Source organism: Kiloniella sp. EL199 (assembly GCF_900313065.1).
Classification (GTDB): Bacteria; Pseudomonadota; Alphaproteobacteria; order Kiloniellales; family Kiloniellaceae; genus Kiloniella.
This window is the reverse complement of record NZ_OMPU01000015.1, coordinates 41,231-66,504: the sequence shown is the minus strand read 5'-3', so window position 1 is coordinate 66,504 and position 25,274 is coordinate 41,231. Positions and strand designations below refer to the sequence as shown.

Here is a 25,274-nt window from a genome sequence, read left to right as displayed (position 1 = left end):
CTTCACCATTGCCCGGACACAATCAAACAGCTACCAGTTCCCGTATTCAACACAACATCTTCTGTTATCAGAAAAGTCCATCGCTTAAAGGTTTGTTATAGGATATAAGGCTATTGAGGAATTGAGATCATCACAACAAACACCGCAAACTTGAGATTATTCTATGCTGACACCCGCTATCTTTGACATTGCACTTACTGCCTTTGTTTCCCTGTTTGTCATCATAGATCCTCTTGGTTTGTTGCCCATCTTTATTGGTTTAACTCAAGGTGCTGATGCTGCTCACAAAAGAAAAATGGCACTCAAAGGTGTCTTGATTGGTGGCATTATTCTCGTTTTTTTCGCCCTTCTTGGGGACCGCTTTCTTGAGTTGCTTGGCGTCGGTCTTCCTGCTTTTCGCATAGCTGGCGGTGTTATGCTGTTTCTCATAGCATTGGAAATGGTATTCGATAAACGCGCAAAACGACGAGAAGATAAAGCAGAAGAACTTAAAAGCTCTGACCTTCACGAAGACATAGCGGTCTTTCCGCTCGCAATTCCTTTAATTTCCGGTCCCGGGGCTATTGCAACAGTCATGCTGTTGATGAGCGCAAACAAAGACAACATTGTCGCCCAATCTGCTGTTTTATTTGTTCTGGCTGGTGTTTTACTTCTTTGTCTTACACTTTTTCTGTTAGCAGAGAAGCTGGAACGATTTGTTGGAGATACCATAACCCATATTATTTCTCGTGTTCTCGGGATTGTGCTCGCCGCCCTTGCAATTCAGTATATCCTTGATGGATTAAAAAGAGGTCTTCTGAATTAATCCCGAACCAATTTTACCTTATTCACCGACTATAGAGGCTTGCAATGTTGGTTGCCCAGATTACCGATTTTCATGTAGGGCGTATTATCGAAACTGACAATGGACCAATTGATCTGTTTGATCGCCTGAAAGAGACAGTAGAACATCTGATCAACCTCAATCCTCAACCAGATCTTGTTATTGTCTCTGGTGACATTTCCAATCACGGCAATATGGAAGATTACGAGCGCGCAAAAAATCTTCTGGATACGATGAGCCTCCCTTATTATGTCATGCCGGGAAATCACGACAGCAGGGAAAGCCTACGCACACTCTTTCAAAGTGATGGATACCTTCCCACCGAAGGAGAATTCCTGCAATACACGATAGAACAACATCCTTTGCGCTTGATTATGCTGGACTCCCTCGAAGCAGGGGAACATCACGGTATGATTTGTGGTGAACGCTTAAGATGGCTCAATGACAGACTGTCTGAAGATTCTGAAAGGCCAACGCTTGTTTTTATGCACCATCCACCGGCAAAATTACATCTGCCTTATCAGGATAGCATGCGCTGTTTCAATGGTGAAAAGCTGGTAAAAATCATTGCCCGCCACTCTCAAATTCTGGGGGTTGCCTGTGGTCACACACACCGGGATAGCGTTGCCAACTGGGCAAAGACAATTCTGTTTGTCACACCAAGTGCTACATTCTCATATGGATTGGAAATGCACCCTGTTGAAGATATCAACCCAAGATTTGAACCCGCTTGTATTCGCCTGTTTCACTGGACTAACGACACGGGTCTGGTATCTCACCTCAGTTTTGTTGGAACCTATCCAAACGGCCTGACCGAAGGCGTCCCTACACCAGCGACTAATTAACTTTAATCAATACGATGGCCCAACTTTTTTGTGCGCTCTGTAAAGTTTTTATCTTCTATTTGCTCTGTAGCTTGAGATAAGTGATCCCGATCTTTCTCAGCATCAGTCTTCCCGCATATAAATCCAAAGACCTTGCGAATACCCCGAAAAATCTTGGGTACAATCCAGATAGCCAAAATCAGGAACAAAGCGAGAAAGGCCGCAAACACAGTCGGACTTAGCAATGCCATCGCCAAACCAGCAATAACCAAAATATCTTCGCCCAAGGATGCAGCTATATTGGTAAAGGGTTCCGGGGAAGTGTTTAAAATGGCACGCGTACCAGCCTTCATTGAATGGCTTATGGTCGCAAGCCCGCCACCACCAACAAATGCTAATGCCTGAGCTTCCGTACTAACATCCCCCATGATACCAGCAGCCATCATTGCACCGGCAGGAATGCGTATAAAAGTATGTAAACCATCCCAAACAGAGTCTACTGCCGGTATTTTATCAGCAATGAACTCAATAACATAAAGAACGACAGCAATCACAATAACCGCCGGATGCTCAACAATCATAATCGTCTCAGGTAAATCGAGCTGTCCGCTTGCCCCAAGAATGCCAAGGATTGCCAAAGTCACGTAGAGGTTAATACCTCCGGCCCATGCAACGCCCATTGCCAGAATGACGATTTCAAAAAGTGACATTGTAACTCCGGTGGTAAAATTAAAATCAGGTTATTGTTATTTTTCTGAGTATCTTAACGAACTATATTTATATTAGGTCATACTATGTAAGAGTACAGTTCGTAAATTTACCCAGAGATTTCTGATCCGAAATCTTTTATAATCTTTGTTATAATTCAGGAATATCTATTTCTGACCTCAATTCCGCCACAGTACAAAACTAAAAAAATACAGAGCTACAAAAAATGTCGATAAATCGATAGGAGAAAAGTTAAAGGAACAAAATGTTCCAACCTTAATTACAGAATTCAATGGGGGACTGTTTCAACTTGTTGGGTAATGTAAAGAAAACATACGCCACAGGATGAGCAGATATCCTAAAGGCTTCTGGTCCAAAGGTTTCTGGCCCAATATTTCTGGCTCAGTCCGAGAGATCGGCCACGCTAGGGGAGTTTTCAGCGTTGGATGATGGTGTTATAGATAGCCTTAGCGCTCAGCAACAGGCAGATTTAATGGCTCTGGTAGCCCATTCCAGAGACCGTGAGGCTTTTGTCAAACTTTTCAGACATTTTGCCCCTCGACTCATGTCATACATGCGGAAACTTGGCACCGACAATAACATCACAGAAGGCTTAGTTCAGGACGTCATGCTTACCCTGTGGCGCCAAGCAGAATCCTACGACCCAGAAAAAAGCTATGTTTCAAGCTGGGTTTTTGCCATTGCACGTAATCGGCGTATTGATCGCTATCGCAGACAAAAATTGGTTCCTGTTGATCAAGACTATTTGCTAAGCCAATTGAATCTACAAAATCAAATAGATGAAACCCCGAGTCAAGATCAAGATATAGAGCATCAAGAAGTCGAAGCTCTTCTTAAAGAAGCGATAGAAAGCCTTCCCGCTGATCAAGCAAATTTACTTGAACTCGCCTTCTATGAAGATATGACGCACAAAGAAATTGCCGAGCATGAAAATCTGCCTCTGGGAACCGTTAAATCCCGATTGAGACTCGCGATCAATAAATTAAGACGCATACTGGGATCTAGTATCTAACAATTTACCCAGTATCTAACAACTTACAGGGACAAAGTTTGTTCTGGTAAAAAGATGCAACAGAAAGTCAGGCCTAAACGACTTACTTGGTTTCTTTCGTCAGCAATAAAAGACAATAGGTTAACGCCAAATCATCAACGGCATAATGCTTTTCACACATCTGATCTAATCCGGCGATATCACCAACTGACAGTTCTCCTTCGTCAGACAAGAGGCCACCATTCAGCACAAGCAGATAACCAAGCTCGGTAATCTCACCGTTTATAAAGATGCGCTCTCCGGCTGGTATTCTGAGTAAAAACAAATAGTTCGCGCCTGAATCATCTTCTTTTTCTTTAACAGATCCCAGACATAAAGCATCGCTCCCGGCCAAAACATCACTATCCCAGGAAAGCCCGGTTGGGTCACTGGGCAAAAGTGCCGTCACAGGTTCTGGCAGGTCAGGGAATGCCAAGTTTTTAGGCTTGGGAAAATTCGTAATTTCTGCAGAGTCCAAAAGATCCAAGATCCTCTCTTCCATTCCATCAGGAAGGTCATCATAAGAAATTTTCTCTAACAAAGCCCCCCCAAGTGCACGTAGTTTGGCGACCTGATCCCGGCATTCCGCACAGAGAGAAAGATGAGTATCAATGAAGAGTTCCCAGCTGTGATCACAACTGCCCGTAACATAATCCACCAGATGTGCTTCAGAAGGGTGATGCTGCGGTTTATGTACTGCCGCGATATCATCCCTGAATAGTGACCCGGAATTGATGCCTGTCATTGTTTTTGTCTCTATGCTTAAAATTAACCAAGCCAGTTATATCTTGTTTATGGCTTGAGTTATTATTACGCCGTGTCCACTCTTTTGGATCACAATAATGTGTCTGTATTTGAATGTACCGATAAATATTATGCCACAAAGGCAGATTATGGCAAATTCTCTGCTTACCGATACTCATCCCGACGTGGTATCCTGTCTCTCAGAAACCAGTCTTAACGCCGCAAAGGCCTTTTCCATTCAGATGAATACCTCAAAAATCTTCAGCAAACAGATTATTCCTCTACCTCTAATATTACTACTTTCCGGTTGCAGTGGTGATTACACTTGGGGTTGGTATGTAGTTGACCCGACAAAACTCGCTGGGCAAAACAACATCCAGTTCCTCATCGGAGGTCTCTCGGATACAATACAGATGTCAGTCGTTGCTATTTTTATATCAATGACAACAGGGTTACTTGTGTGTCTCCCTGGAATTTCCAGTAACAAATACCTACGCGCAATAAATATGGCTTATGTTGCTGTCTTCAGATCAATACCTGTGCTGGTTATGATTTTATGGACCTATTATGGCCTGCCTGTTGCTTTAGGGATAGATCTCGGGTTGTTTGCAGCTGGCGTCATAGCACTGGCAATTTGTGACAGCCCTTTTCAGGCTGAAATATTCAGAGCAGGTATTCAATCTATTGATATTGGTCAACACGAAGCCGCAGAAAGTATGGGTTTAACTTACTTCCAAAAAATGCGACTGATCATTCTTCCCCAAGCAATCAGAAAAATTATCCCGCCACTAGCAAACCAGTTTGTTTACATGCTGAAAATGTCTTCCCTTGCTTCTGTAATCGGCTATAGTGAACTCACTAGACGTGCGACGGAACTGGTCGTAAATGAATACAGACAGTTGGAAATATATTCATTTCTGATCTTGGAGTACCTCGTTCTGATATTGGTCGTTACTTACTTCGTCAGAAAGCTGGAAAACTACCTGAAAAGGAACGAACGCATCCAAAATCCAAAATCAGCTAAAAGCTGAACGCGTTCAAATTCAGTTTTTCAAAGTGTATAACGCGCTGAATACGGAGAATAAAAACCGGATAATTACACTGCAAAAAATTAAAGATCCTTTTTGCGAACATAGGCGGTGTCGCAGCGTGTTAACAAACGCCCTACACCTGGCCCAAGTTCAAGACCAATTTCCTCAGGCGAGTTCCATTTAACAGTACCCAATACTTGACCACAGTAATCATGGGACAAAGCAATCTGACTACCAATTGGTAATTTGGTTTCTAAAAGAAGACGCGCCCCGCAAAAAGAAAGATCCAGAACTTCACAATCATAGCTGTTATCGAAAGCCGTCAAGCGTACTTTTGTCCCCGGAGAAACCATATGGCGAGGTGCGTGGCGCCTATTGGTTAATCGCTGTAGAGAGACAGACGGAACTTCTTGATACAATTTACCAAACCCTAAAATAAAACGCTATTTAAGCGCGACCAAACTTACTTTCTTCACCGAACCTGTCAATACAGGCTGTCATAATATGATGCTTAACTAAATCTGCTGTAACTGGTTTTGGCATATAGCCAGAAATTTCACTAGATAACGACGCGTCAGCTTTTTCGTAACCACTCATCATCAAAAAGGGAAGAGCACGTGTAAGTTCTTCCGTCGATTGACGCAAGCGTCTCAGCAAATCGAGTCCTGTCTCCGGCACCATATAGTAATCGGAAATTACAAGATCAGGCTTTTTCTTTTCAATGCCATCCATCGCTTCACTAACGTTTTCATAAAGCAAAACTTCACCAACACCCAACGATAAAAGCATCAACCTCATCATCGAGCGCACAGCTTTACTATCGTCGACGACGGCCACACTTAATTTCATCCAATCGTCCTCTGTCCAAGACAAAACCTGACCTCCAATATGCTGAACAGGGGAACTGAAAAGTGAAAGAATCCAAATGTTCCCATCGTGCCTTAAACTTATGACCCGAGAATATTAAAATTGTCCTACCGAATAGCTCACATTCCAGATAAATTGTATAAGAAATGAAAAACACAACAGAAAACAAAATCCCATTACATCAATATTTTTCAATTAGTTAAAAAGAAACAATAAAAAGATAACATCGTATAAAAATAGTATTCACAAAGAAAAATCATTTTATAAAATTTATTATCAAAGTCAGAATCTGCCTATTTAATTTAAGACTTTTCCATTCTGTCCATAATTTGTTTAGGAAATTGTCGTAAGTTCATTCTGTTTCCGATAGGATCTTGAAAATAAAATTCGCAGGGAGTGGTAAATGAGCCTAAGAAGATATACTTACCAGATTCAAGTAAACCCTATGTCACGTGTTGAAACTGGTGAAATTGAGGCCAAAGATCTTGAAGATGCCAAGCGCCAATTAAGAGTCCAGTTCATGATGGCTCAACTGCCAGATGATACAAGTATCATTGATCAGTCTGAAGTTGATGAAAATATGGCACGAGAGAAATCAGCAAAAGCCAGAGACCTCTTGAGAGTCCTTGCTGATCATCACGCCTGGATTCAAGATTCAAATCAGGGCGCCCGAGCAAACCTGAATAATTTGAACCTTTCAGATATGGTCATGCCTGGCTCAAAGTTACAGAATGCAGATATGGCTGGTGCCGATTTTTCCGGGGCGGATCTTAGCGGATCAGACCTGACAAATGCGAATCTCGTCCGGGCCAGCCTGCACGGAGCAAACCTCAAGGATGCAGATCTTTCCGGGGCTGATTTAAGTGATGCAGATTTACGTGGAGCTATACTAACAGGTGCGACGCTCGACGGCGTTGACTTCTGGAGAGCAAATCTCATGGGGTGCGTCATTTCGCCCTCTGCCCTTCACAAGGCACTTTCTTGTAAATCTAAATAGCTTACGCCCGTTAATAGGTACGGGGGTTCTTAGTTTACAACGGTTGTAATGAGCAAAAGCAATAAAGACCTTGGGGAATTCGCCGCACAAAAACCGGAAGAAAGATCTGTGTTCCAAGCCTTGAAGCGTGGGCTACGGAAAAAGTGTCCGCACTGCGGTACCGGAAAAGTCTTTCGGAAATATGTGACTGTTATTGATGAGTGTTCGCACTGTCATGAAGAACTCAGTCATATTCGGGCTGATGATATCCCCCCCTACTTCACCATCACAATCGTGGGACATATTGTTGTGCCCGGTGTCATGTGGACTGAACAGCTTTATTCACCGTCTCTATTAATGCACGTTGCAATCTGGCCCGCACTGACACTTGCCTTGACAATGGCAATCCTGCCCTTTGTCAAAGGCGGCGTCCTCGGGGTTTTGTGGGCGTTGCGTATGTTTGAAGATGAAAAACGCTTTCCATCTGGTGCGGAATAAGCTGACTTAAAAACAATTAGCCCGTCTGATTGGTAATCAAGAAACTGTATCTGAGGAATTATTGTTAATCCCTGCTTCTTAAAATGAAGCAGCAAACAAGCATGCTTGACCATGTCCATACATTGCTGCCTGTTATTACACTCTCTTGTGATAGATTTAATTTTAATTCAGCTTTACCATCGTAAACAAAGTTGTATATACAATATGAATTGAATTAAAAATTTCGGAGTTCGTCATGTGGGATAGCCTTTGGATAAATTGTCATCTTTGCACAATGAACGATGCCGGGAATGGCTCTGGATTGGGCATAATTCATAATGGCGCGATAGCAAGCACCGCCGGAAACATCGTCTGGATAGGCGAAACCTCTACGCTTCCGGATTCGCCAGAAAAATTAGCAAAAGAAATCAATGATCTTAACGGGTCATGGATCACACCGGGCCTGATAGACTGTCACACTCACATCGTACACGGTGGTGAACGCATAAATGAATTTAACATGCGCCTCGAGGGTGCGAGTTATGAAGAAATCGCACGCGCAGGCGGCGGCATCAGATCCACAGTAAAAGCAACCCGCGCCGCCAGCGAGCAAGAACTTTTTGACAAGGCGATAAAACGAGCCCAATCACTACAGTCAGAAGGCGTCACAGTTGTCGAAATAAAATCCGGATATGGCCTGAACTGGGAAAACGAAACGAAACAACTACGTGTAGCCCGGAAAATTGGTGAAAGTTTACCCCTTGACGTCGTAACGACTTATCTTGGGGCCCACACTATTCCCGAAGAATATCACAATGATGGTGATGCTTATATCAAGAGCATAATTGAAAAACTGCCCGACCTTAAAAAATCTGGACTCGCCGATGCCGTTGATGGTTTTTGCGAAGGAATTGCCTTCTCACCAACACAAATAGAGAAGCTTTTTAAAGCAGCAAAAGACCTAGGTTTTAGCCTGAAGCTTCACGCTGAACAACTTAGCGATCTGGGTGGCGCAGCTCTTGCTGCAAAGTACGGAGCAAAATCAGCAGACCATTTAGAATATGTGTCAGAAGAATCAGTAAAAGTAATGGCCGACGCCAACTCCGTTGCGGTTATCTTGCCCTGTGCTTTTTACTTCCTCAATGAAACAAAGAAACCGTCGATTGATCTTTTCAGAGAGAATGCAGTCCCAATGGCCGTCGCAACAGACATGAACCCCGGATCATCCCCCTGTTGCTCTCTCTTACTCGCCATGAATATGGCCTGTACTTTCTTCAAGATGACACCGACAGAAACAATGCGTGGCGTCACCTTACACGCAGCACAAGCATTGGGCCTGGAAAAAACACATGGTAGTCTGGAAGTAGGCAAGGTCGCTGATCTCGCAATATGGGATATCACCCATCCCGCAGAACTTTCCTATCACATGGGGTTCAATCCCCTACAAGAACTGATCAAAAACGGAAAGCAAGTTATTCAAAAATAGTTATAATGAAATATCGCCAAATTTGCTACTCGTCCTATGAACCAAATGTTCGAAGGGGGCATAATGAAGTTCGAACATATAATAGTCAGAGCAACAGTATTGCTTTTCATAGTTACAGCTACCAATTCAGCAAAGGCTCAAGAAAAGATAACATTCCCTTCTGCTCCGATAATGCCCTCTCCATTCAAGCAAAAACAAGCAAAAGCAAAAGGAATTACATTAACTCCGATACCAGCTCCGGACCTTCAAGGATATCTGTTTCGCCCCAAGACAAGTGATAAAAGCCCAGCCATCATCACTTTACTTAGCGGTGACGGTTTGCAAAAGTCTCATTTTGAATGGGGACAAGAATTAGCCAGTTGGGGATATATAAATCTTCTAGTAGACAGTTTTGGATCACGTGGCGGTACTAATTGGCAAGATACTCCAAACGCAAATATCCAGACAGACGCCTACAACGCCTATCAATACCTTACAAAACAGCAATATGTTAATCCCAAGAAAATAGGCGTCATGGGATTTTCTCTTGGTGCCAGTAGAATTTTCTCAATACTAAACGAAACTAATATTGTTCGTCCAAATGATGTTTCATTTCAAGCCGGAGTAGCACTTTATCCAAACTGTGACAGTTCTATAAAGCTGAATGCACCTTTATTCATTTTGATTGGAGACGAGGATCCTCTCGCCCCATATCGTTCTTGCAAGACAATTGTCACACAAGCCAAAGAATGGAAAAACAGCATTAAGTATGTTCTCTATCCTAGCGTAACACATTTTTATGACAATAAAAATTATAGCAAGGTCGAAGGTAATAGAGATAAAACACAGCCTCTGCCCTATCAATTTGAGAAAAATCACTATGATGCCAAAGCCCATCAAGATAGCTTAAGACAAATCAAAAGCTTCTTTGATCAACATTTAAATTAACCTTCCACCCCCTAAGACGACTTTGAAGATCTCCCACGTGTAGTTCCATTTTGTGATGGTCCGGATCGAGGAAATAGAATGAAGCACCTTCGCTTCTGTTCTCTTTCCAGATTTCAACGCCAAACTCTTTAAGTTGCTGACAAAAGGGTAAGAAATCATCTTCCTCAACACTAAAGGCTATGTGCGTATAATCAGGATGCGGTATATCCCTTGCAGCAGGGTCAGGTGAGAGACAAATCCAGAAAGATCCAGCTTCAAGGTAAGCCCCTCCGGGCCAAACTTTCCTTAAATCAAGCCCGAGAACATCCCGATAAAACAGGATAGATCTGTCTAAATCTTTCACAGCCAGAGTTATATGGTTTACCCCCGTTACCTTTTTCATCATACCTACTCAATCATTCACAACTGCGAAACGCCACGTTACTGATGCCTCCTTTAACATGACTTCCTGAGTTTGGATCTCCCCCCAGCGTTCAGCAAAGTCAGGATCATCCTTGCTTTTCGCATCAACAATAATCTCTTTAATGCCACTTTGGATTATTGCTCTTGAACAGTCTGAACAGGGGAAGTGGGTCACATAAATAGAGGCTCCACTCAATCGGACGCCAACACGCGCGGCATGAAAGATTGCATTGCGTTCCGCATGCTCTGTCCAATCATATTTCAGCGGGCGAGCATGGCGTTCATCTGCATCATCATCAACAGCGCGAGGAAACCCGTTAAAACCATAAGGTCCAGGCGTATTATCTTCGAGAATGATAACCGCCCCTACCTGTGTGGAACGGTCTTTTGACCAGGTTGCCACTTCCCGAGCTAACTTTAAATAACGCGTATCCCACTTTTCCGACATACTGCTCGCCTGCCCACTGATGAATTAAGTCATTATTTTATTTTAAATAGATATATTGAAAATCCAACACGCCCAAGCATTTAGTTAAGCGAGGTAATATTATGAACTGTTGATGTCTGGATACCATTTAAATAACTGCTAATATTTTTACCATTCAGATTGTCAAGTTTTTGTATCGCTAGTCGATCCACTTTCGTATCAAAATGAAGTATACGTAATTATACACTCGTCACCCCAATACTTTCTCCTGTTATGATCAATATAAAAACAATGGATAAGCCATAACAATATGACCACAGAACAAACCTTTCTCTTCGCCTTATTTGGATCCGTATTCATTCTCTTGATTTGGGGGAAAATCAGGTATGACCTTGTGGCATTTGGGGCACTTGTTATTGCTGTTGTGGCAGGTTTTGTAACCGCAGATGAAGCGTTCTCGGGTTTTGGTCATCCTGCCGTAGTTATCATCGCGCTTGTTTTGATTGTCTCTCGCGGATTAATAAACTCCGGGGCTGTAGAATTAATCTCAGATGTCGTCTTATCTTCTAACCGCCCTCTCCCCCTTCACATTGGGATCATGTCCGTCATTGGGGCTGCCTTATCCGCTATTATCAACAACGTTGCCGCTCTGGCTCTTTTAATGTCTTTGGATCTGGAAGCTGCTGAAAAAGCAAAACGAGCAGCAGCGCTTAGCCTGATGCCTTTGTCTTTTGCAACCATTTTGGGGGGAATGATAACCTTAATCGGAACACCACCAAACATCGTCATTGCACAATACCGAGAAAGAGTCCTTGGCGAAAGCTTTGGTATGTTTGATTTTGCTCCTGTTGGCCTATGTGTTGCCTTTGCAGGTATAGTATTTGTTGCTTTGATCGGTTGGCGCCTTATCCCCAATCGTGATCGTCCCGGCAGCATTCATGGTGCAGAGGATACAGATCTATTTGTTGCAGAAGCTCAGGTACCGGAAGAATCAAAGTCAATCGGGTCTTCTGTTAGAGACCTTTATCCTCTTGCAGGAGAGCATGACATAACCGTACTTGGTTTGGTGCGACGAGGAAGACGATTACCTGGATTTTCTCGCTACGAAGAAATCCGTACAGGTGATCATCTCGTCCTGGAAGGTGATCCAAAATCTATTGAAGCTTTTCTTGGTGTTGCACAGCTCGATTTTGCAGGAAAAGACAAACACGAAACAGGTTTAATCAGCCCTTCGCTCAAACTGATGGAAGTCATTGTCCCTGAAGGAGCCAGAATTGAAGGACGATCCAGCAATAGTTTAAAGCTTCTTTCCCGCCACGGTGTGACCCTGTTAGGAGTTTCAAGGCAAGGAAAACGATTTAGAGAACGTGTAAGGAAGTTAACCGTCCAAAGCGGCGATATGCTGCTTTTACTTGGTCCAGAAGATCATTTAACAGAAATCACCAACTGGCTTGGCGTTCTTCCCCTAGCGGAAAAACAGCACTCTGTCATTCAACGGAAAAAAGCGACGCTGGCGATAGGCCTGTTTCTAGGTGCCATTGCTTTATCGGTCGCAGGTTTGGTCTATCTACCCGTAGCCTTGGCTGGCTGTGTAATAGCCTTTGCTGCCCTTGGCATCGTATCCGGACGGGAAGTATATGAAAGTGTTGAGTGGAAGGTTATTGTTCTTCTTGCCTCGCTTATTCCCCTTGGTATTGCCCTGGAGAATTCTGGGGGCACTAAACTTATTGCCGAATTGATCGTGGCCCAAACCGCAGGCTGGCCTCATTGGGCTATTCTAACAGTTTTAATTGTCGTCACCATGACCTTGTCCGACTTTCTCAATAATGTCGCAACAGCTCTGATTGCAGCCCCCATAGGGTTGGATGTTGCCAATGCTATTGGTGCCTCGCCTGACCCTTTTCTTATGGGTGTTGCCGTCGCGGCCTCTTGCGCCTTCCTGACGCCGATCGGACACAAAAACAATACAATCATTATGGGGCCAGGCGGGTATCGCTTTGGTGACTATTGGCGAATGGGACTACCTTTGGAAATACTTGTCGTTGCTATCTCCGTCCCGGCAATTCTGTTCTTCTGGCCACTTTAGAGTACTTAAGCTCTCAATCCAGCTTGATATAATCCTGAAATGGGAGAAAGAGTTGTATCAATCCTTTAGCACCTAACTTTTCCATCAAAACCATATTGCGTTCTGGAATCTCATCGGGTGTTTTGTAGCTATCAAGCACACGTCCCATTTGCCCTTCGCGAATAATATGAAGAATTGGGAAAGGAGACCTGTTTGTCCAATTGGTGACATCTTCTCTGGGAAGATCAGAAAACTGATAATCAGGGTGAAAACTGGCTAGTTGAAATAAACCCTCAACACCCGCTTGAACCAAAGTATCTTCGGCAATGGTCAGTAAATCTAGAAAGGTTTCAAAATCTTCAAAACCTTTGGGAAAAATGACAAGCGATGTAGAAGCCTCGCTCTCAGAACTTTGCTGTAGGAACAGAAGCTCATTTAGAAATCCTTCCATTGCCCCCGTGAGGCTTTCCTCTTCAACGGTCACATAGCGAATAGACCCGCGATTTCGTTCAGGTGCTGCAAAGGGGCAGAGATTTTGGCCGATCACCATTGCATCAACCCACAACATTGTAAGTTCCAGTGCATTATCGACACTATAAGAAGGATATGTTTGAGACATACGGAGAGTTATAGAACGAATAATAACCGTTGCCCAGCTACATATGAGCACACTGCAAAAAGACAAAGAGACAACAATAAAAAAGGCGACTATAAAGGCCGCCTCTTTATAAAACTAATTGTTAAAGATTTAGAACAGACCTTCGATCTGGCCTTCGTCATTCAGATAGATATTGTTCGCAGCAGGCTTACGCGGCAGGCCTGGCATTGTCATAATCGCACCGGTAACGACCACAATGAAGCCAGCACCTGCTGAAAGGCGAACTTCACGGACAGGAACAGCATGACCTGATGGTGCCCCAAGAAGGGCAGGATCAGTTGAGAAGCTGTACTGCGTTTTTGCCATACAAACTGGGTAGTGGCCGTAGTTTTCCTGTAGTTCTGCAATTTGCTTGCGTACAGAAGCATCTGCGATGACTTCGCTAGCACCATAGATCTCAGTCGCGATGGTTTCGATTTTCTCCCATAGCGGCATTTCATCGGGGTAAAGCGGTGTGAAGTCAGCAACGCCAGAATCTGCAAGTTCAACAACGTGGTGAGCCAGCTCTTCAGTACCAGCACCACCATTTGACCAGTGGCTGGCAACAATTGCTTTTGCACCCAGAGCTTCACAGGCTGCAGAAACAGCAGCAATCTCGGCATCTGTGTCTGTGATGAACTGGTTGATTGCAACAACAGCTGGCACATTGAACTTTTTGATGTTGGCAATGTGACGAGCAAGGTTCTCTGAACCTTTGGTTACAGCATCAACATTTTCATCACCCAGGTCAGTTTTTGCAACACCACCATGCATTTTCAATGCACGAACAGTAGCAACGATAACAACCGCATCAGGCTTCAAACCAGCCTTACGACATTTGATATCAAAGAACTTCTCGGCACCAAGATCAGCACCAAAGCCAGCTTCGGTCACAACATAGTCAGCAAGTTTAAGCGCTGTTTTTGTTGCAATCACAGAGTTACAGCCATGCGCAATATTCGCGAAAGGGCCACCGTGAATAAAGGCAGCATTGTTTTCCAGCGTCTGAACCAAATTTGGTGAAATCGCATCTTTGAGCAGAACAGCCATAGCGCCAGGACCTTTCAGGTCACGAGCAAAAATCGGCTTTTTCTCGCGTGTGTAAGCAACAATGATATCACCAAGACGGTTAGAAAGATCATTCAGGTCTTTGGAAAGACAGAAGATAGCCATAATCTCGGACGCAACCACGATGTCATAACCATCCTGACGTGGATAGCCATTAGCAACACCACCCATGGAATTAGTGATCGCACGCAATGCGCGGTCATTCATATCAACCACACGTTTCCACTGAACACGGCGGGCATCAATGCCCAGTTCGTTACCCCAATAGATATGATTGTCCAAAAGCGCAGACAAAAGGTTGTGCGCAACACCAATTGCATGGAAATCGCCCGTGAAATGCAGATTAATATCTTCCATTGGAACAACCTGGGCGTAACCACCACCCGCAGCACCACCTTTAACACCAAAACATGGTCCCAGTGATGGTTCACGAAGTGCCATAATAGCTTTTTTACCGATACGGTTCAGTCCGTCACCAAGACCAACAGTCGTTGTTGTTTTACCTTCACCGGCTGGTGTTGGATTGATCGCTGTCACCAGGATCAATTTACCATCTTTATTTCCTTGAATGGAGTTAATGAAATCAAAAGACAGTTTTGCTTTATTTGGACCATACTGAAGCAATTGATCAGCAGGAATTCCAATTTTCTCGGCAACCTGAGTAATTGGTTGCATTTTTGCCTCGCGGGCAATCTCAATATCACTCTTGGCCATGGGGCTCAGCCCTCCCTACGTATCGGTAACAAAATTTCAAGAGACATTAACTGGGGTTTTCTTTTGGAGATATCGTAAGAGCGTCACTCCGTCACCAAGAAACACCGAAATTAGGCCGTTTTAGCATTCGTAATATACTATCAGTGCATATGGATTTCAAATCACACTTGCTATTACAGACACACATACAATAGCCACAATACACATAACCAAATGAAATCAAACAATTATTCTACTTAGATGTCGGACAAATTCTTTGAAAAGATGTTTAAATTTCTCCCATAAGCTTTCGCTCATTAATAAAAGCAAACATATGAAATGCGGCATGCTCTGAACTCAACACATATTGCTGCCCAACGGGGCAAGCCCTGCGCGCAAGACACCCCTTAGAAGCACAAGATGTTCCTGCGTCGGATGCCACATGATAAGCACAAGCCAGATAATCATAATCCCGATCAACACCAAAGGCATCGACAGGGCAAATTTTCAAACAAGGTTGACCTTCACAGCTTAGACAAGGGCTGGTCAGGCTAGAGTTGGACATTTCCTGCTCGGCTGTAGATATCTCTATTTTGAACGGGAGCAAAATAGCAGCACGGAGTGCATGCCATGTACCCCAATCTGGACTGATAAAAAGGCCGATCGGACTTGGAAACAAGGTTTCTGATCGGGAAGCCCACTTCTGAAAAGGGTGATATGGCGGACCATCAGAGGGGAAAAGCGCCTCTCCTCCAGCTTTCGCAGCTATTGGTGTAACCACTCGTTTGGCCCACCTGTCCATCGGGTCAGAAACAGCGTCCAGATATTCACCCGAATGCTTAAAAGAGTCCCAAAAATCGCCGGAACCAACATTGCCAATCATAATGACAGATAAAACGGGTTGCCCTGATGACAAATCAGGCACCTGATCTTCCGGCTCAGGATGAAAACCTCCCCTGAGCGTGAAACCATTATTCGAAAGATCATCCGTAAAATCATCAAGAGTCAGTGTGCTATTCCTTACCTTGGTTCTCTGGGTTTTCGCTCTCTGGGTAATGAACCCAAGGTTCAGGAGGGCTTGGATCCTGAGGCCACTCCACAATATGATCTTCCAGATCTGCATCGTCGACGTCTGTTTCAGATACGACCTTATCCAAGGCAGATACACCGGCATCATGAACCGAGTTCGGATTTCCTGTAATCAAAGGATGCCACCAGGGAAGAGTCCCCCCTTCGTGTAATAAACGGTAGGCACAGGTCGGCGGCATAAAGCTCAATGTTTCAATGTTATCTGCGGTAACCTTTATACAATCCGGCACATACTGATGACGTGTCTCGTACAAACTGCACTGGCAAGTACCAAGGTCCAGCAGTTTACATACCACATCCGTGTCAACAATCTCTTCTGTATCTGCATTTTCCAACTTTACAAGACAGCACTTGCCACAGCCATCACAAAGACTCTCCCACTCTGCAGATGTCATTTCAGTCAACTTTTTGATTTTCCAAAAAGGATGTTCTTCTTTTTCTCTTATCATACGACGTAACGTGCTTTTTTATAGTTATAGAGCGTAACACTCTCATGCCCTGACCAAGGCATATTCTTTCGTACATATTTAGATAATTCAATTTAAAGTGACAAACTTTATATCAACTAAAAAATTATGGATTTGCCATTCATTACACTGGCTTCGTTTCATAGAATTAACCTAACGGTTAAATGTATCTTGACGATGTATCATTAATATTAAATAATTAACCATTGAGTTAAATAATGTTTTAGGAGCCGATTAATGTCACACAACAAAGCCGTGACCCGTGAAAATTGGCTGGTTGAGCGGAAGAAACTTCTGAAGGAAGAAAAAGCTCTTATACAGGCCAGAGACAAATTAAACCAAAAACGCAGAGAACTCCCTTGGGTAGAAGTTACGAAAAAATACACTTTTACCACAGAAAGCGGATCGGCGAGTCTTGCTGAACTTTTTGGTGGTTCTACACAGTTAATCGTCTATCATTTTATGTTTGACCCGGAATGGGAAAATGGTTGTGTAAGCTGTTCCCTCTGGGCCGATAATTTTGAAGGCATTGATTGCCATCTGAAAGCCAGGGACATCGCCTTCGTATCCATTGCAAGGGCACCAATAGAGAAGCTCTCTAAATTCAAATCCCGTCTTAACTGGTCTTTCAATTTCGTATCTTCCTATGAAAATTCTTTCAATGAAGATTTTGGTGTCAGCTTTGGAGACAACCATAAGCCTGAGGACGAAATTACCTATAACTACAGACAAACAATCTTCCCTATAAACGATGCCCCCGGAATTAGTGTATTTGTCAAAGGAGATAATGGGAAAATATACCACAGCTATTCGACTTACAGCCGTGGTCTGGACATGCTCAATGGAACATACCACTACATTGATCTGACACCTTATGGGCGACATGAAACATCAGAAGGTGGCACCATGTCCTGGGTCAGACACCATGACCGCTATGAACAATAGAAATCTCAGGCACGGTTCAGAGTCACCTCAGGATCCGTGTAATTCTTGCTCAGACATCATGTTCAACCATTCAACAACTTTTGTTATCGCAATTGATTTCTTCTTGCCCTTGGGATGGAGCAGCCAATAAGCCTGGGTAAGCACCGCTTCATTTCCCTCAAACGGTTTAATCAACAAGCCCGTTGCCAAATCATCCTCAACCAGACGCCCTCGTGCAAGCGCTACGCCCAAACCTTGCACAGCCGCCCGAAGTACGAGATCGGAAGAGGCAAAACGTGGACCAGACCGCGTATCAAAATCCAAATTATCTTGCTCGGAAATCCAGCGCTGCCAATTTGCCTGAGGATCACGATCATGCAACAGAGGCAACCCTTCCAGAGCAGACAACTCGGTAGGGCGACCAACCTTTAACCACAAGGATGTACTCATCACCGGGAAAAGCTGCTCCCCCATCAGCGGCGTGCATTCCAACCCTTCCCAAGGCCCTTGCCCCATTCGAATGGCAAGATCGGCCCCATGATCAGCAGCAAAATTTAACTTCTGATCAACGACAATAGACAGTTCGATCCAAGGGAAAGTCGTATTAAAATCCTGCAGTCTGGGGAGTAACCACCGCGCCGCAAACGACGGTGTCGTTGAGATTGTGACCGCATTCCCCTGCCTGCTTTCCCGAACAGCCTCAACTGCACTTGCCATATCATTCAAGTTCTCCAAAGCAACACGCCCAATATCTTCGCCTTGGGGATTAAATTTAATAGTTCTCACCCCTTGTTCGCGATCAATCAAAGGAACACCAATCCAGGCCTCTAATTCCTGAACATGTTTACTGATCGACGAATGTGTAATTTCAAGCAATCTCGCGGCTGGCCTTATGCCACCTGTCTCATACACAGCAGCAAAGGCCCGTAAAGCATTTAAAGGTAAATTCTTCATGGATTATTTTATAGACCAAAACAACATATTTTGTGAACAGATAAAAATTCAAAAGTCCGATAAAAGAACAATATTGTTATCGACACACAACGACACGATCAAAGATATATTTATAAATATCAGATAGATAAACCGCACTCCTTAGAAAAAAGACGAATCACATGGGTATGCTATACAAAGGCGAATGGACTGACAAAGACGATATCATTCATGACGGAGCGTATATTCGCCCCGACAGTAAATATAATAACAAAATTCCAACAGACATCATTGAGAATATGGCCAACTCCCTAGGTCGTTACTGGCTTATCGGGTCCAACAGTTGTCAGTGGTCACAAAGGCCTATGCTTATGCGGCATCTGAAAAAACTGGACAATCATATACCTCTTCACATCGCCCATGGCCCTCGCCTGGAAGGCTATGCGATAAACGGTGGAAAGACATGGAATATCCCAGGATCAAATCATACAATACGTCATCTGCATCAACTCTATACGTTAAGTAATAGCAACTATACTGGTCGATCAACAGTCCCTGTTTTATGGGATAGTCACACTCAACAAATCATTTCCAACGAATCATCCCAAATCATGCTCGCGCTGGATAAAGCTCAAACAAGGGGTCAGTTACCGCTAACTTACTATCCTCCGTCTCTTAATGAAGAAATGCCCGACATGGATAGCTGGATATATAACGGACTGAGTAATGGCGTTTACAAAGCAGGGTTTGCCCAAAACCAAAAGGCGTACAACCAAGCTGTCGCACTTGTATTTAATACTTTGGACAGGCTAGAGCAGATATTATCGGAAAGACGGTTTCTTTTTGGCAACAGGCAAACAGCATCTGACTGGAAGTTATTTACAACACTGCTCAGGTTTGATCTGGTTTATTATACACTACACAGATGCACCAAAAGAAGATTAGCCGACTATCCCAACTTATGGGCTTATACGAGAGATTTATACCAAACGCCATCTATCGCGGGTACAATTGATATCTCAACAATCGTTGCTGCAAGTTTCCAGAATGATACAGCAAATAATCCGCATAACATCATTCCAGTGATGCCTGACCTTGATTGGGAATCTCCTCATAACAGAGATACTTTGGCCTCAAATCATTACTAACGAATCACGGATCAAATCACGTGACAACACAAGTGCTACAATTTAACGCACCAAATCACTACAAAATCACATCAAATATAGTGTTATTATATTAATAATCAATATCAATATGTTAAATGGATATAAATAAATATAACACAATTTTTTAGGATATTATACTTGATATTACTGCTAGCTATGTTAAATCAAACTTAAATGTAATATGCAAAACGCTATATGTATGGTACATACTCGTCCAAAATTACATGACACCTCAGGCGAGATTATAGGATGTGACCGATAACACATTGTCGGCACACCAATAAGCACCAAATAAATGCCTCAATCTTACGGCAAATATGAAGTGTTTATTCACGGATGGGCACAAACTGTCCAACCACTGATGAATGAATTTGTAGCAAAGGCTTTCACAAGCCACGCTGTCATAGTAAGGAAGCAGGAGCAGTTAATGACTGTTGAGCAATTGGCAATCGCGGATACAACACCGGGCGATATCATGGCGACCACTGAAAAGCCGTTACCAAAATCGGTAACAGGTGAAACTGTACTGTCCGTTACCCATCACACAGACTCGCTGTTTTCTTTCAAGATTACACGCCCAGCTGCATTTCGTTTTCGGACAGGTGAATTTGTGATGATTGGCCTTATGGTCGATGGCAAGCCGCTTTTACGCGCCTATTCCATTGCCAGCCCGGCTTGGGATGAAACGATCGAACTTTATTCCATTAAAGTTCCAAACGGCCCCCTCACATCACGCCTGCAAAATATCAAACCTGGCGATATGGTCCTTTTGGGCAAAAAACCAACAGGCACACTTGTCCTTGATGCATTGGTTCCCGGCAAACGCCTCTACATGATGTCAACAGGAACCGGAATTGCTCCTTTTGCCAGCGTTATCCGCGACCCGGAAACTTATGAAAAATTTGAAGAAGTCATCCTGATCCACAGCTGCCGTCACAAAGAAGAATTGAAGTACGGTGAAGAGCTTGTCTCCAGCCTGTATCAACACGAATTTCTTGGTGAAATGGTTTCTGAAAAACTGAGATACTACAACTCTGTAACCCGCGAAGATTTCATTCGTCGCGGCAGGATCCCGGAACTCTTCCGCTCTGGCAAGATCACAACGGATTTGGAAACGCCCGCGCTAAACCCCGAAACAGATCGCGTTATGATTTGTGGCTCCATGGAAATGCTGAAATCCTGTGCCGAGCTTTGTGAAGAAGCAGGTCTTAGCGAAGGTGCCAACAGCAAACCGGGGGAATACGTTGTGGAGAAAGCCTTCGTAGGATAGTCACTGGTGATTCCAGTATCTGGCCTAGCAGAGCATGACTAAGAAAGACAATGCACTCCAGTCACGAAGAGTCGCTGTTCAAAAACTCGAGACTTTCCGAGGTTCCAGTTCGCTGTGCTGAAAGTATTTTACGGCTCATCTGACAGCCCTTCAATCAGTTCACATTCGGCGCCTTAAAATGAAAATGGTAGAAATATCAACCCTCTGTTCTTATACGAATAGAGGGTTGATATTTAAAAGGTAATAATTGACCTGTTTAATGAGGCCAGAAGCTATTCCACATGAGCATCAGCGGCATTTTCCATCAAATATTCCATAACCAACGCTTTTTCAATATCGTCCAGCCCTGCACGCGGGAACATTGATGGTGTGATCCCTTTCCATTGCAATTTTGTAAAGTGAGAAGGTTCACGAGGACCATGACAAACAGTGCATCTTTCGTAAAAGATTTTTTCCCCTTGCCCCATATTTGCGTATAGTGATTCAGTCAAATCACTCAGTCTGTCAAGACCGAGTAAATCCTCATCAATCTCAGCGAACTCAATGTCTTCAATAATAGGAGGCTTTTCATAAGCCATGTTCGGACTTTCTGGATCTTCACACTTTCTCATAGATATCAAACAGGTATTGGCCGTTGTTGCTTGGCTCAAACCGGAAGATCGTTGAGTTGATGTCAAGAAGTTAACCAAACCCGAATTACACCGCCCTTTGCTATCCAGTTGGGGCCAAGCACCCTCGTAGATCGAAACCACACCAGGCCTAATCTCGTCAGAAACCACAGCACCAGCAATCACAGTCCCGCGCTCGTTATAGAGCTCTACAAGATCACCATCTTTAATCCCACGCTCAATAGCATCTAATTTGTTAATTCGTACAGGTTCACGCCCCTGCACAGTGTATAAGGCCCGCAATTTTTCAGAATTGGCCATTTGACTATGTAAACGGAACCAAGGGTGCGGACTCACCACATGAAGTTGGTCTTCTTTTGCATTACCAAGGTACTCATGCTTCTCCAACCACACCGGCATTCCAGGGCAATCCTCAATATCCATGGCCGCAATAGTGTCACAATGCATTTCAATTTTACCAGATACTGTATGCAATGGATTAGCATCAGGATCCTCATAGAAATCACCATGCCGAACCCATTTCCGTGCTTCAGCAGGAACATCCATTAAAGCATATCCTTTCGCCCAGAAATCCTCAAAAGAAGTATGTCTGGAAGCTGACGAACGATTATAGGCTGCCTCAATGTGTGTCATATATTCTTCACCGTTGGTAAACTGTGTCCATAATCCCAACTTTTCTGCAAGACCTTCAAATATTTCATAATCAGACCTACTCTCGCCCAATGGTTCTATAACCTTTTTCATTGCATAAACGCGATCATTTGAATAAGTACCACCAGAAGTAATGTCATCGCGCTCCAAAGTAGATGAGGCCGGAAGAACGATATCGACCCATCGAGTAACAGCACACCACCAAACATCTTGAGAAACAACTGTATCAACCTTCTCCAGTGCCTTGATCAATCGATTGGTGTCTTGCTGATGCGACATAAAGTTATTACCAGCATTATATATCATCCTGACATCAGGATAGGTATCAACATTCCCATTATAGGAAAACTCCATACCTGGATTTTCCAACATGTCAGTAATGCGGCTTGCAGGGCAAACTTTCTTGACCCAATTACGTCCCTGACTGAGTCCTGATGGAGTCGATTTACCTGATGCAGGCATCCCCCCATTACCATAATGCCAACTGAAACCAACGCCTTGCCCCGGCTTACCAATCTTTCCTGTCAAAGCAGCAAAGTTAATAATTGCCCAGTGTGTCAATTCACCATGCTGAGCTCGCTGCAAAGACCATGCCCCTGCGATTTCGGTTTTCGATTGAGCGACAAGCTCTGCCAATTCTTTGATTTTTTGCTCATTAATCCCTGTAATTGCCGCTGCCCAAGAGGGGGTTTTAGGCGTGTTATCAGTTTCACCCTTGATATATGCAATCCACTTATCCGATCCTACGGTATATTTTTTTAAATACTCCCGATCATCCAACCCTTTTTCAAGGACATGATAAGACATGGCAGAAAACAGTGCGACATCAGTGTTTGGGGCAATATCAACCCAATCAGCATTCAAATATTCATCTGTAGCGGTTTTTTGCGGATTAATTGAAATAAACTTAACGCCAGCATCTCGAATTTCTTCCCAGTGTGCATACATACCATGATCAGCGACACGGAACTCAATGCGGTTATTTTTAATAGGATCACACCCGACTAAAACAAAAACTTCGGTGTTATCACGAATAACTTCCCACGCAGTCTGCTGTGAATACACTTCCATATCACCAATAACATGCGGCAGACTAATCTGCGAAGCGCCGGCAGACCAGTCACCCTGTGTGATAGTGCAGCCCCCCATCAAGTTCATTAAACGCCCCTGCAACACCTGAGGACGCATAACACCAGCGTTCGACCAACCACCATATGACGAGCTGAAAATCGCTTCGTTACCATACTTCGTAGCAGTATCCAAAAGTGCTTTGGCTGTTAAACTGTATGCGGTATCCCAATCGACTTTCACATACTCTTCTTTCCCCCTCAACTCAGGCTTCGTATCTCCTGTTTGCCATCCTTCAAGGTATGATTTCCGCACCATCGGATAGTTAATACGAGTTTTATCGTAAGTACGGTCCATTACTCCATATGTCAGCATCTCGGTCGGCCGAGCATCAAGTTCAACAACTGTATTGATACTCACAAGTTTATCATCGCGAACCACACCCTCAAATGGCCCATAATGAGTCGCGTGAAAAACTCGCCCTGAAAACGAGTTCGGGTCAAGCGCAGCAAGTGCGGTTGAATTCATCAATGCAGAAGTACCAATTGTCGCTACGCAACCGCAGAGAAAAGTACGTCGAGTAGGATTATAGTAAGTCATTACCAACCTCATGATTTGTTACAAAATTACCAAACATCGCTTAAATTTCGTAATATTGTAATTAAGCCCCAAATGAGGATGCCATGATTTACATCAAAACTTTGTTATAAAAATCAATTCATTGGGAGATTTCTCGTTATTTCTTATCTTCATTGTCACTGGGTTATTATTGTGTATTGTGCTTAATGAAATTCTCACCGCACAAATTTTGATGCGGTGTAAAAAACTGTTTTCAATCCACTTCATCAATGCAATTCGCATAATAGACACCAAAATAAACTCAGATTATACTATGGAACTCTGGATCCCAATCACTGTCGCCGCTGCTCTTTTTCAAAACATCCGTACAGCCTTGCAAAAACACCTCAAGGGTCGGCTGGATACAACAGGGGCAACCTATGCACGCTTCCTCTACGCAGTTCCTTTTAGCTGGATATATCTGGCCATTTTACTTCTTGTACAAAGCGCAGACACAGCGACAGACATAACCAATGCGAGTATCCTTCCCACAATCAACACCAGCTTTCTGAGCTATGGTGCCGTAGGGGGCATCGCGCAAATACTGGCAACCTTTGTTCTTGTCTGGCTGTTTGGACAAAGAAACTTTGCTGTCGGCACAAGCCTGACCAAAACAGAAGCTATCCAGACTGCTTTGTTTGGCTTCGTCCTCTTAGGAGACAACTTATCTGTTCAAGCTATTGTCGGTATCATAATAAGTTTGGTTGGCGTACTTGCACTCTACAAGAGAAAAGAGCAGCAAGGTTCAGAAACTCAAGGATCAAACGAATCATCCGCGATCAACAGATTAATTCAAACAATTTTAACGGATAGAAGCATCTTACCCGGGTTGATTGCCGGTGGGCTTTTCGCTTTATCCGCCGTTTCTTATCGCGCCGCCTCTCTGTCTCTTGAAGAAAGTGGATTTGCCATCCAATCTGCCTACACTTTGGTTTGGGTCACAGGCTTTCAAACACTGATAATGGGGGCCTATATATTAGGCACATCCCCCAAAGTCTTCATCAAAGTCCTCCACAGCTGGAAAGCTGCTATTTGGATCGGCTTAACAGGTATGCTTGGCTCGGCAGGATGGTTTGCAGCAATGACACTGGAGAATGCAGCCCATGTCAGAACCTTGGGACAGGTGGAGCTTATCTTTACTCTTTTAATTGGCTATTTCTTTTTCAAAGAACGCCTCAAACGTAAAGAACTTATGGGTATCGCCCTTATAACTGTGGGCATTATCACACTGATACTAGAATAACAAATGT

25 protein-coding genes are annotated in these 25,274 nt (G+C 43.7%); 13 read left to right on the top strand and 12 right to left on the bottom strand.

The genetic code is table 11. The annotated features are described in order from the left end of the window. Positions 1-163: 163 nt before the first annotated feature. Together D9A03_RS19590 and D9A03_RS19585 are read left to right on the top strand one after the other, a co-directional pair. On the top strand, positions 164-805 hold the full coding sequence (locus D9A03_RS19590; protein ID WP_174233673.1) for a MarC family protein: 642 nt from the start codon (positions 164-166) through the stop codon (positions 803-805). Between the two features lie 44 nt (positions 806-849). Then, positions 850-1,668, top strand: coding sequence for a phosphodiesterase (locus tag D9A03_RS19585; RefSeq protein ID WP_120498920.1), 819 nt, complete (start codon positions 850-852; stop codon positions 1,666-1,668). 2 nt (positions 1,669-1,670) lie between these two features. Here the strand turns inward: D9A03_RS19585 and D9A03_RS19580 are convergent, their stop codons facing one another. Further along, the gene (locus tag D9A03_RS19580) at positions 1,671-2,357 is read right to left on the bottom strand and encodes a DUF4126 domain-containing protein (protein ID WP_120498919.1); all 687 of its coding nucleotides are present in this window, start codon (positions 2,355-2,357) and stop codon (positions 1,671-1,673) included. 440 nt (positions 2,358-2,797) lie between these two features. On the opposite strand from D9A03_RS19580, the gene D9A03_RS19575 reads away from it, so the two are divergent. Then, on the top strand, positions 2,798-3,388 hold the full coding sequence (locus tag D9A03_RS19575; protein ID WP_216825550.1) for a sigma-70 family RNA polymerase sigma factor: 591 nt from the start codon (positions 2,798-2,800) through the stop codon (positions 3,386-3,388). Positions 3,389-3,470: 82 nt separating this feature from the next. On the opposite strand, the gene D9A03_RS19570 is transcribed toward D9A03_RS19575, so the two are convergent. Beyond that, positions 3,471-4,151 (bottom strand): hypothetical protein, encoded by a 681-nt coding sequence (locus D9A03_RS19570; protein WP_120498918.1) that lies wholly within the window; start codon positions 4,149-4,151, stop codon positions 3,471-3,473. 148 nt (positions 4,152-4,299) lie between these two features. On the opposite strand from D9A03_RS19570, the gene D9A03_RS19565 reads away from it, so the two are divergent. Next, positions 4,300-5,181, top strand: coding sequence for an amino acid ABC transporter permease (locus tag D9A03_RS19565; RefSeq protein ID WP_254055098.1), 882 nt, complete (start codon positions 4,300-4,302; stop codon positions 5,179-5,181). A gap of 80 nt (positions 5,182-5,261) precedes the next feature. On the opposite strand, the gene D9A03_RS19560 is transcribed toward D9A03_RS19565, so the two are convergent. After that, a complete protein-coding gene (locus D9A03_RS19560) occupies positions 5,262-5,600 on the bottom strand; it encodes a PilZ domain-containing protein (protein ID WP_162938263.1) in 339 nt (112 codons plus the stop codon). Positions 5,601-5,628: 28 nt separating this feature from the next. Continuing rightward, positions 5,629-6,030 carry a response regulator gene (locus tag D9A03_RS19555; protein WP_120498916.1) on the bottom strand — a complete coding sequence of 134 codons (402 nt, stop codon included), beginning with the start codon at positions 6,028-6,030 and terminating at the stop codon, positions 5,629-5,631. A 421-nt stretch (positions 6,031-6,451) separates the two neighbouring features. On the opposite strand from D9A03_RS19555, the gene D9A03_RS19550 reads away from it, so the two are divergent. The 4 genes from D9A03_RS19550 (at position 6,452) to D9A03_RS19535 (ending at position 9,914) form a co-directional block, all read left to right on the top strand. Continuing rightward, the gene (locus tag D9A03_RS19550; protein ID WP_120498915.1) at positions 6,452-7,045 is read left to right on the top strand and encodes a pentapeptide repeat-containing protein; all 594 of its coding nucleotides are present in this window, start codon (positions 6,452-6,454) and stop codon (positions 7,043-7,045) included. Between the two features lie 48 nt (positions 7,046-7,093). Further along, on the top strand, positions 7,094-7,522 hold the full coding sequence (locus D9A03_RS19545) for a DUF983 domain-containing protein (RefSeq protein WP_120498914.1): 429 nt from the start codon (positions 7,094-7,096) through the stop codon (positions 7,520-7,522). Between the two features lie 235 nt (positions 7,523-7,757). Further along, positions 7,758-8,987 carry an imidazolonepropionase gene (hutI, locus tag D9A03_RS19540; RefSeq protein ID WP_120498913.1) on the top strand — a complete coding sequence of 410 codons (1,230 nt, stop codon included), beginning with the start codon at positions 7,758-7,760 and terminating at the stop codon, positions 8,985-8,987. Positions 8,988-9,050: 63 nt separating this feature from the next. Further along, positions 9,051-9,914, top strand: a complete 864-nt coding sequence (locus D9A03_RS19535) for a dienelactone hydrolase family protein (protein WP_162938262.1) — start codon at positions 9,051-9,053, stop codon at positions 9,912-9,914. Here the strand turns inward: D9A03_RS19535 and D9A03_RS19530 are convergent. Together D9A03_RS19530 and D9A03_RS19525 are read right to left on the bottom strand one after the other, a co-directional pair. Beyond that, complete coding sequence (locus tag D9A03_RS19530; RefSeq protein ID WP_120498911.1) at positions 9,883-10,296, bottom strand: fosfomycin resistance glutathione transferase; 414 nt, start codon at positions 10,294-10,296, stop codon at positions 9,883-9,885. The two genes, D9A03_RS19535 and D9A03_RS19530, sit on opposite strands and share 32 nt — an antisense overlap. 9 nt (positions 10,297-10,305) lie before the next feature. Beyond that, complete coding sequence (locus tag D9A03_RS19525; protein WP_120498910.1) at positions 10,306-10,764, bottom strand: dCMP deaminase family protein; 459 nt, start codon at positions 10,762-10,764, stop codon at positions 10,306-10,308. A gap of 289 nt (positions 10,765-11,053) precedes the next feature. On the opposite strand from D9A03_RS19525, the gene D9A03_RS19520 reads away from it, so the two are divergent. Further along, positions 11,054-12,829, top strand: a complete 1,776-nt coding sequence (locus D9A03_RS19520; RefSeq protein WP_120498909.1) for an SLC13 family permease — start codon at positions 11,054-11,056, stop codon at positions 12,827-12,829. A 13-nt stretch (positions 12,830-12,842) separates the two neighbouring features. Here the strand turns inward: D9A03_RS19520 and D9A03_RS19515 are convergent, their stop codons facing one another. From D9A03_RS19515 to D9A03_RS19500, 4 genes are all read right to left on the bottom strand, one after another. Next, positions 12,843-13,376 carry a DUF1415 domain-containing protein gene (locus tag D9A03_RS19515; protein WP_254055097.1) on the bottom strand — a complete coding sequence of 178 codons (534 nt, stop codon included), beginning with the start codon at positions 13,374-13,376 and terminating at the stop codon, positions 12,843-12,845. Positions 13,377-13,556: 180 nt separating this feature from the next. After that, on the bottom strand, positions 13,557-15,227 hold the full coding sequence (locus tag D9A03_RS19510) for a formate--tetrahydrofolate ligase (protein WP_120498907.1): 1,671 nt from the start codon (positions 15,225-15,227) through the stop codon (positions 13,557-13,559). 268 nt (positions 15,228-15,495) lie between these two features. Then, positions 15,496-16,131, bottom strand: coding sequence for a hypothetical protein (locus D9A03_RS19505; RefSeq protein ID WP_120498906.1), 636 nt, complete (start codon positions 16,129-16,131; stop codon positions 15,496-15,498). An 88-nt stretch (positions 16,132-16,219) separates the two neighbouring features. Next, positions 16,220-16,744, bottom strand: coding sequence for a YcgN family cysteine cluster protein (locus tag D9A03_RS19500; protein WP_120498905.1), 525 nt, complete (start codon positions 16,742-16,744; stop codon positions 16,220-16,222). Between the two features lie 255 nt (positions 16,745-16,999). Here D9A03_RS19500 and D9A03_RS19495 point away from each other — a divergent pair, with 255 nt between their 5' ends. Then, a complete protein-coding gene (locus D9A03_RS19495; RefSeq protein ID WP_120498904.1) occupies positions 17,000-17,707 on the top strand; it encodes a thioredoxin family protein in 708 nt (235 codons plus the stop codon). A gap of 27 nt (positions 17,708-17,734) precedes the next feature. Here D9A03_RS19495 and D9A03_RS19490 read toward each other — a convergent pair whose 3' ends face one another. Continuing rightward, positions 17,735-18,640: a LysR substrate-binding domain-containing protein gene (locus D9A03_RS19490; RefSeq protein WP_120498903.1), complete on the bottom strand. Its 906-nt coding sequence runs from the start codon at positions 18,638-18,640 to the stop codon at positions 17,735-17,737. Between the two features lie 161 nt (positions 18,641-18,801). On the opposite strand from D9A03_RS19490, the gene D9A03_RS19485 reads away from it, so the two are divergent. Further along, complete coding sequence (locus D9A03_RS19485; protein WP_120498902.1) at positions 18,802-19,767, top strand: glutathione S-transferase C-terminal domain-containing protein; 966 nt, start codon at positions 18,802-18,804, stop codon at positions 19,765-19,767. A 496-nt stretch (positions 19,768-20,263) separates the two neighbouring features. Next, positions 20,264-21,058, top strand: a complete 795-nt coding sequence (locus D9A03_RS19480) for a ferredoxin--NADP reductase (protein ID WP_120498929.1) — start codon at positions 20,264-20,266, stop codon at positions 21,056-21,058. 272 nt (positions 21,059-21,330) lie between these two features. Here the strand turns inward: D9A03_RS19480 and D9A03_RS19475 are convergent, their stop codons facing one another. Further along, entirely contained in the window at positions 21,331-24,006 is a 2,676-nt protein-coding gene (locus tag D9A03_RS19475) for a molybdopterin-dependent oxidoreductase (protein WP_120498901.1), read from the bottom strand. Between the two features lie 292 nt (positions 24,007-24,298). Here D9A03_RS19475 and D9A03_RS19470 point away from each other — a divergent pair, with 292 nt between their 5' ends. After that, the gene (locus tag D9A03_RS19470) at positions 24,299-25,267 is read left to right on the top strand and encodes a DMT family transporter (RefSeq protein WP_162938261.1); all 969 of its coding nucleotides are present in this window, start codon (positions 24,299-24,301) and stop codon (positions 25,265-25,267) included. Positions 25,268-25,274: the final 7 nt, after the last annotated feature.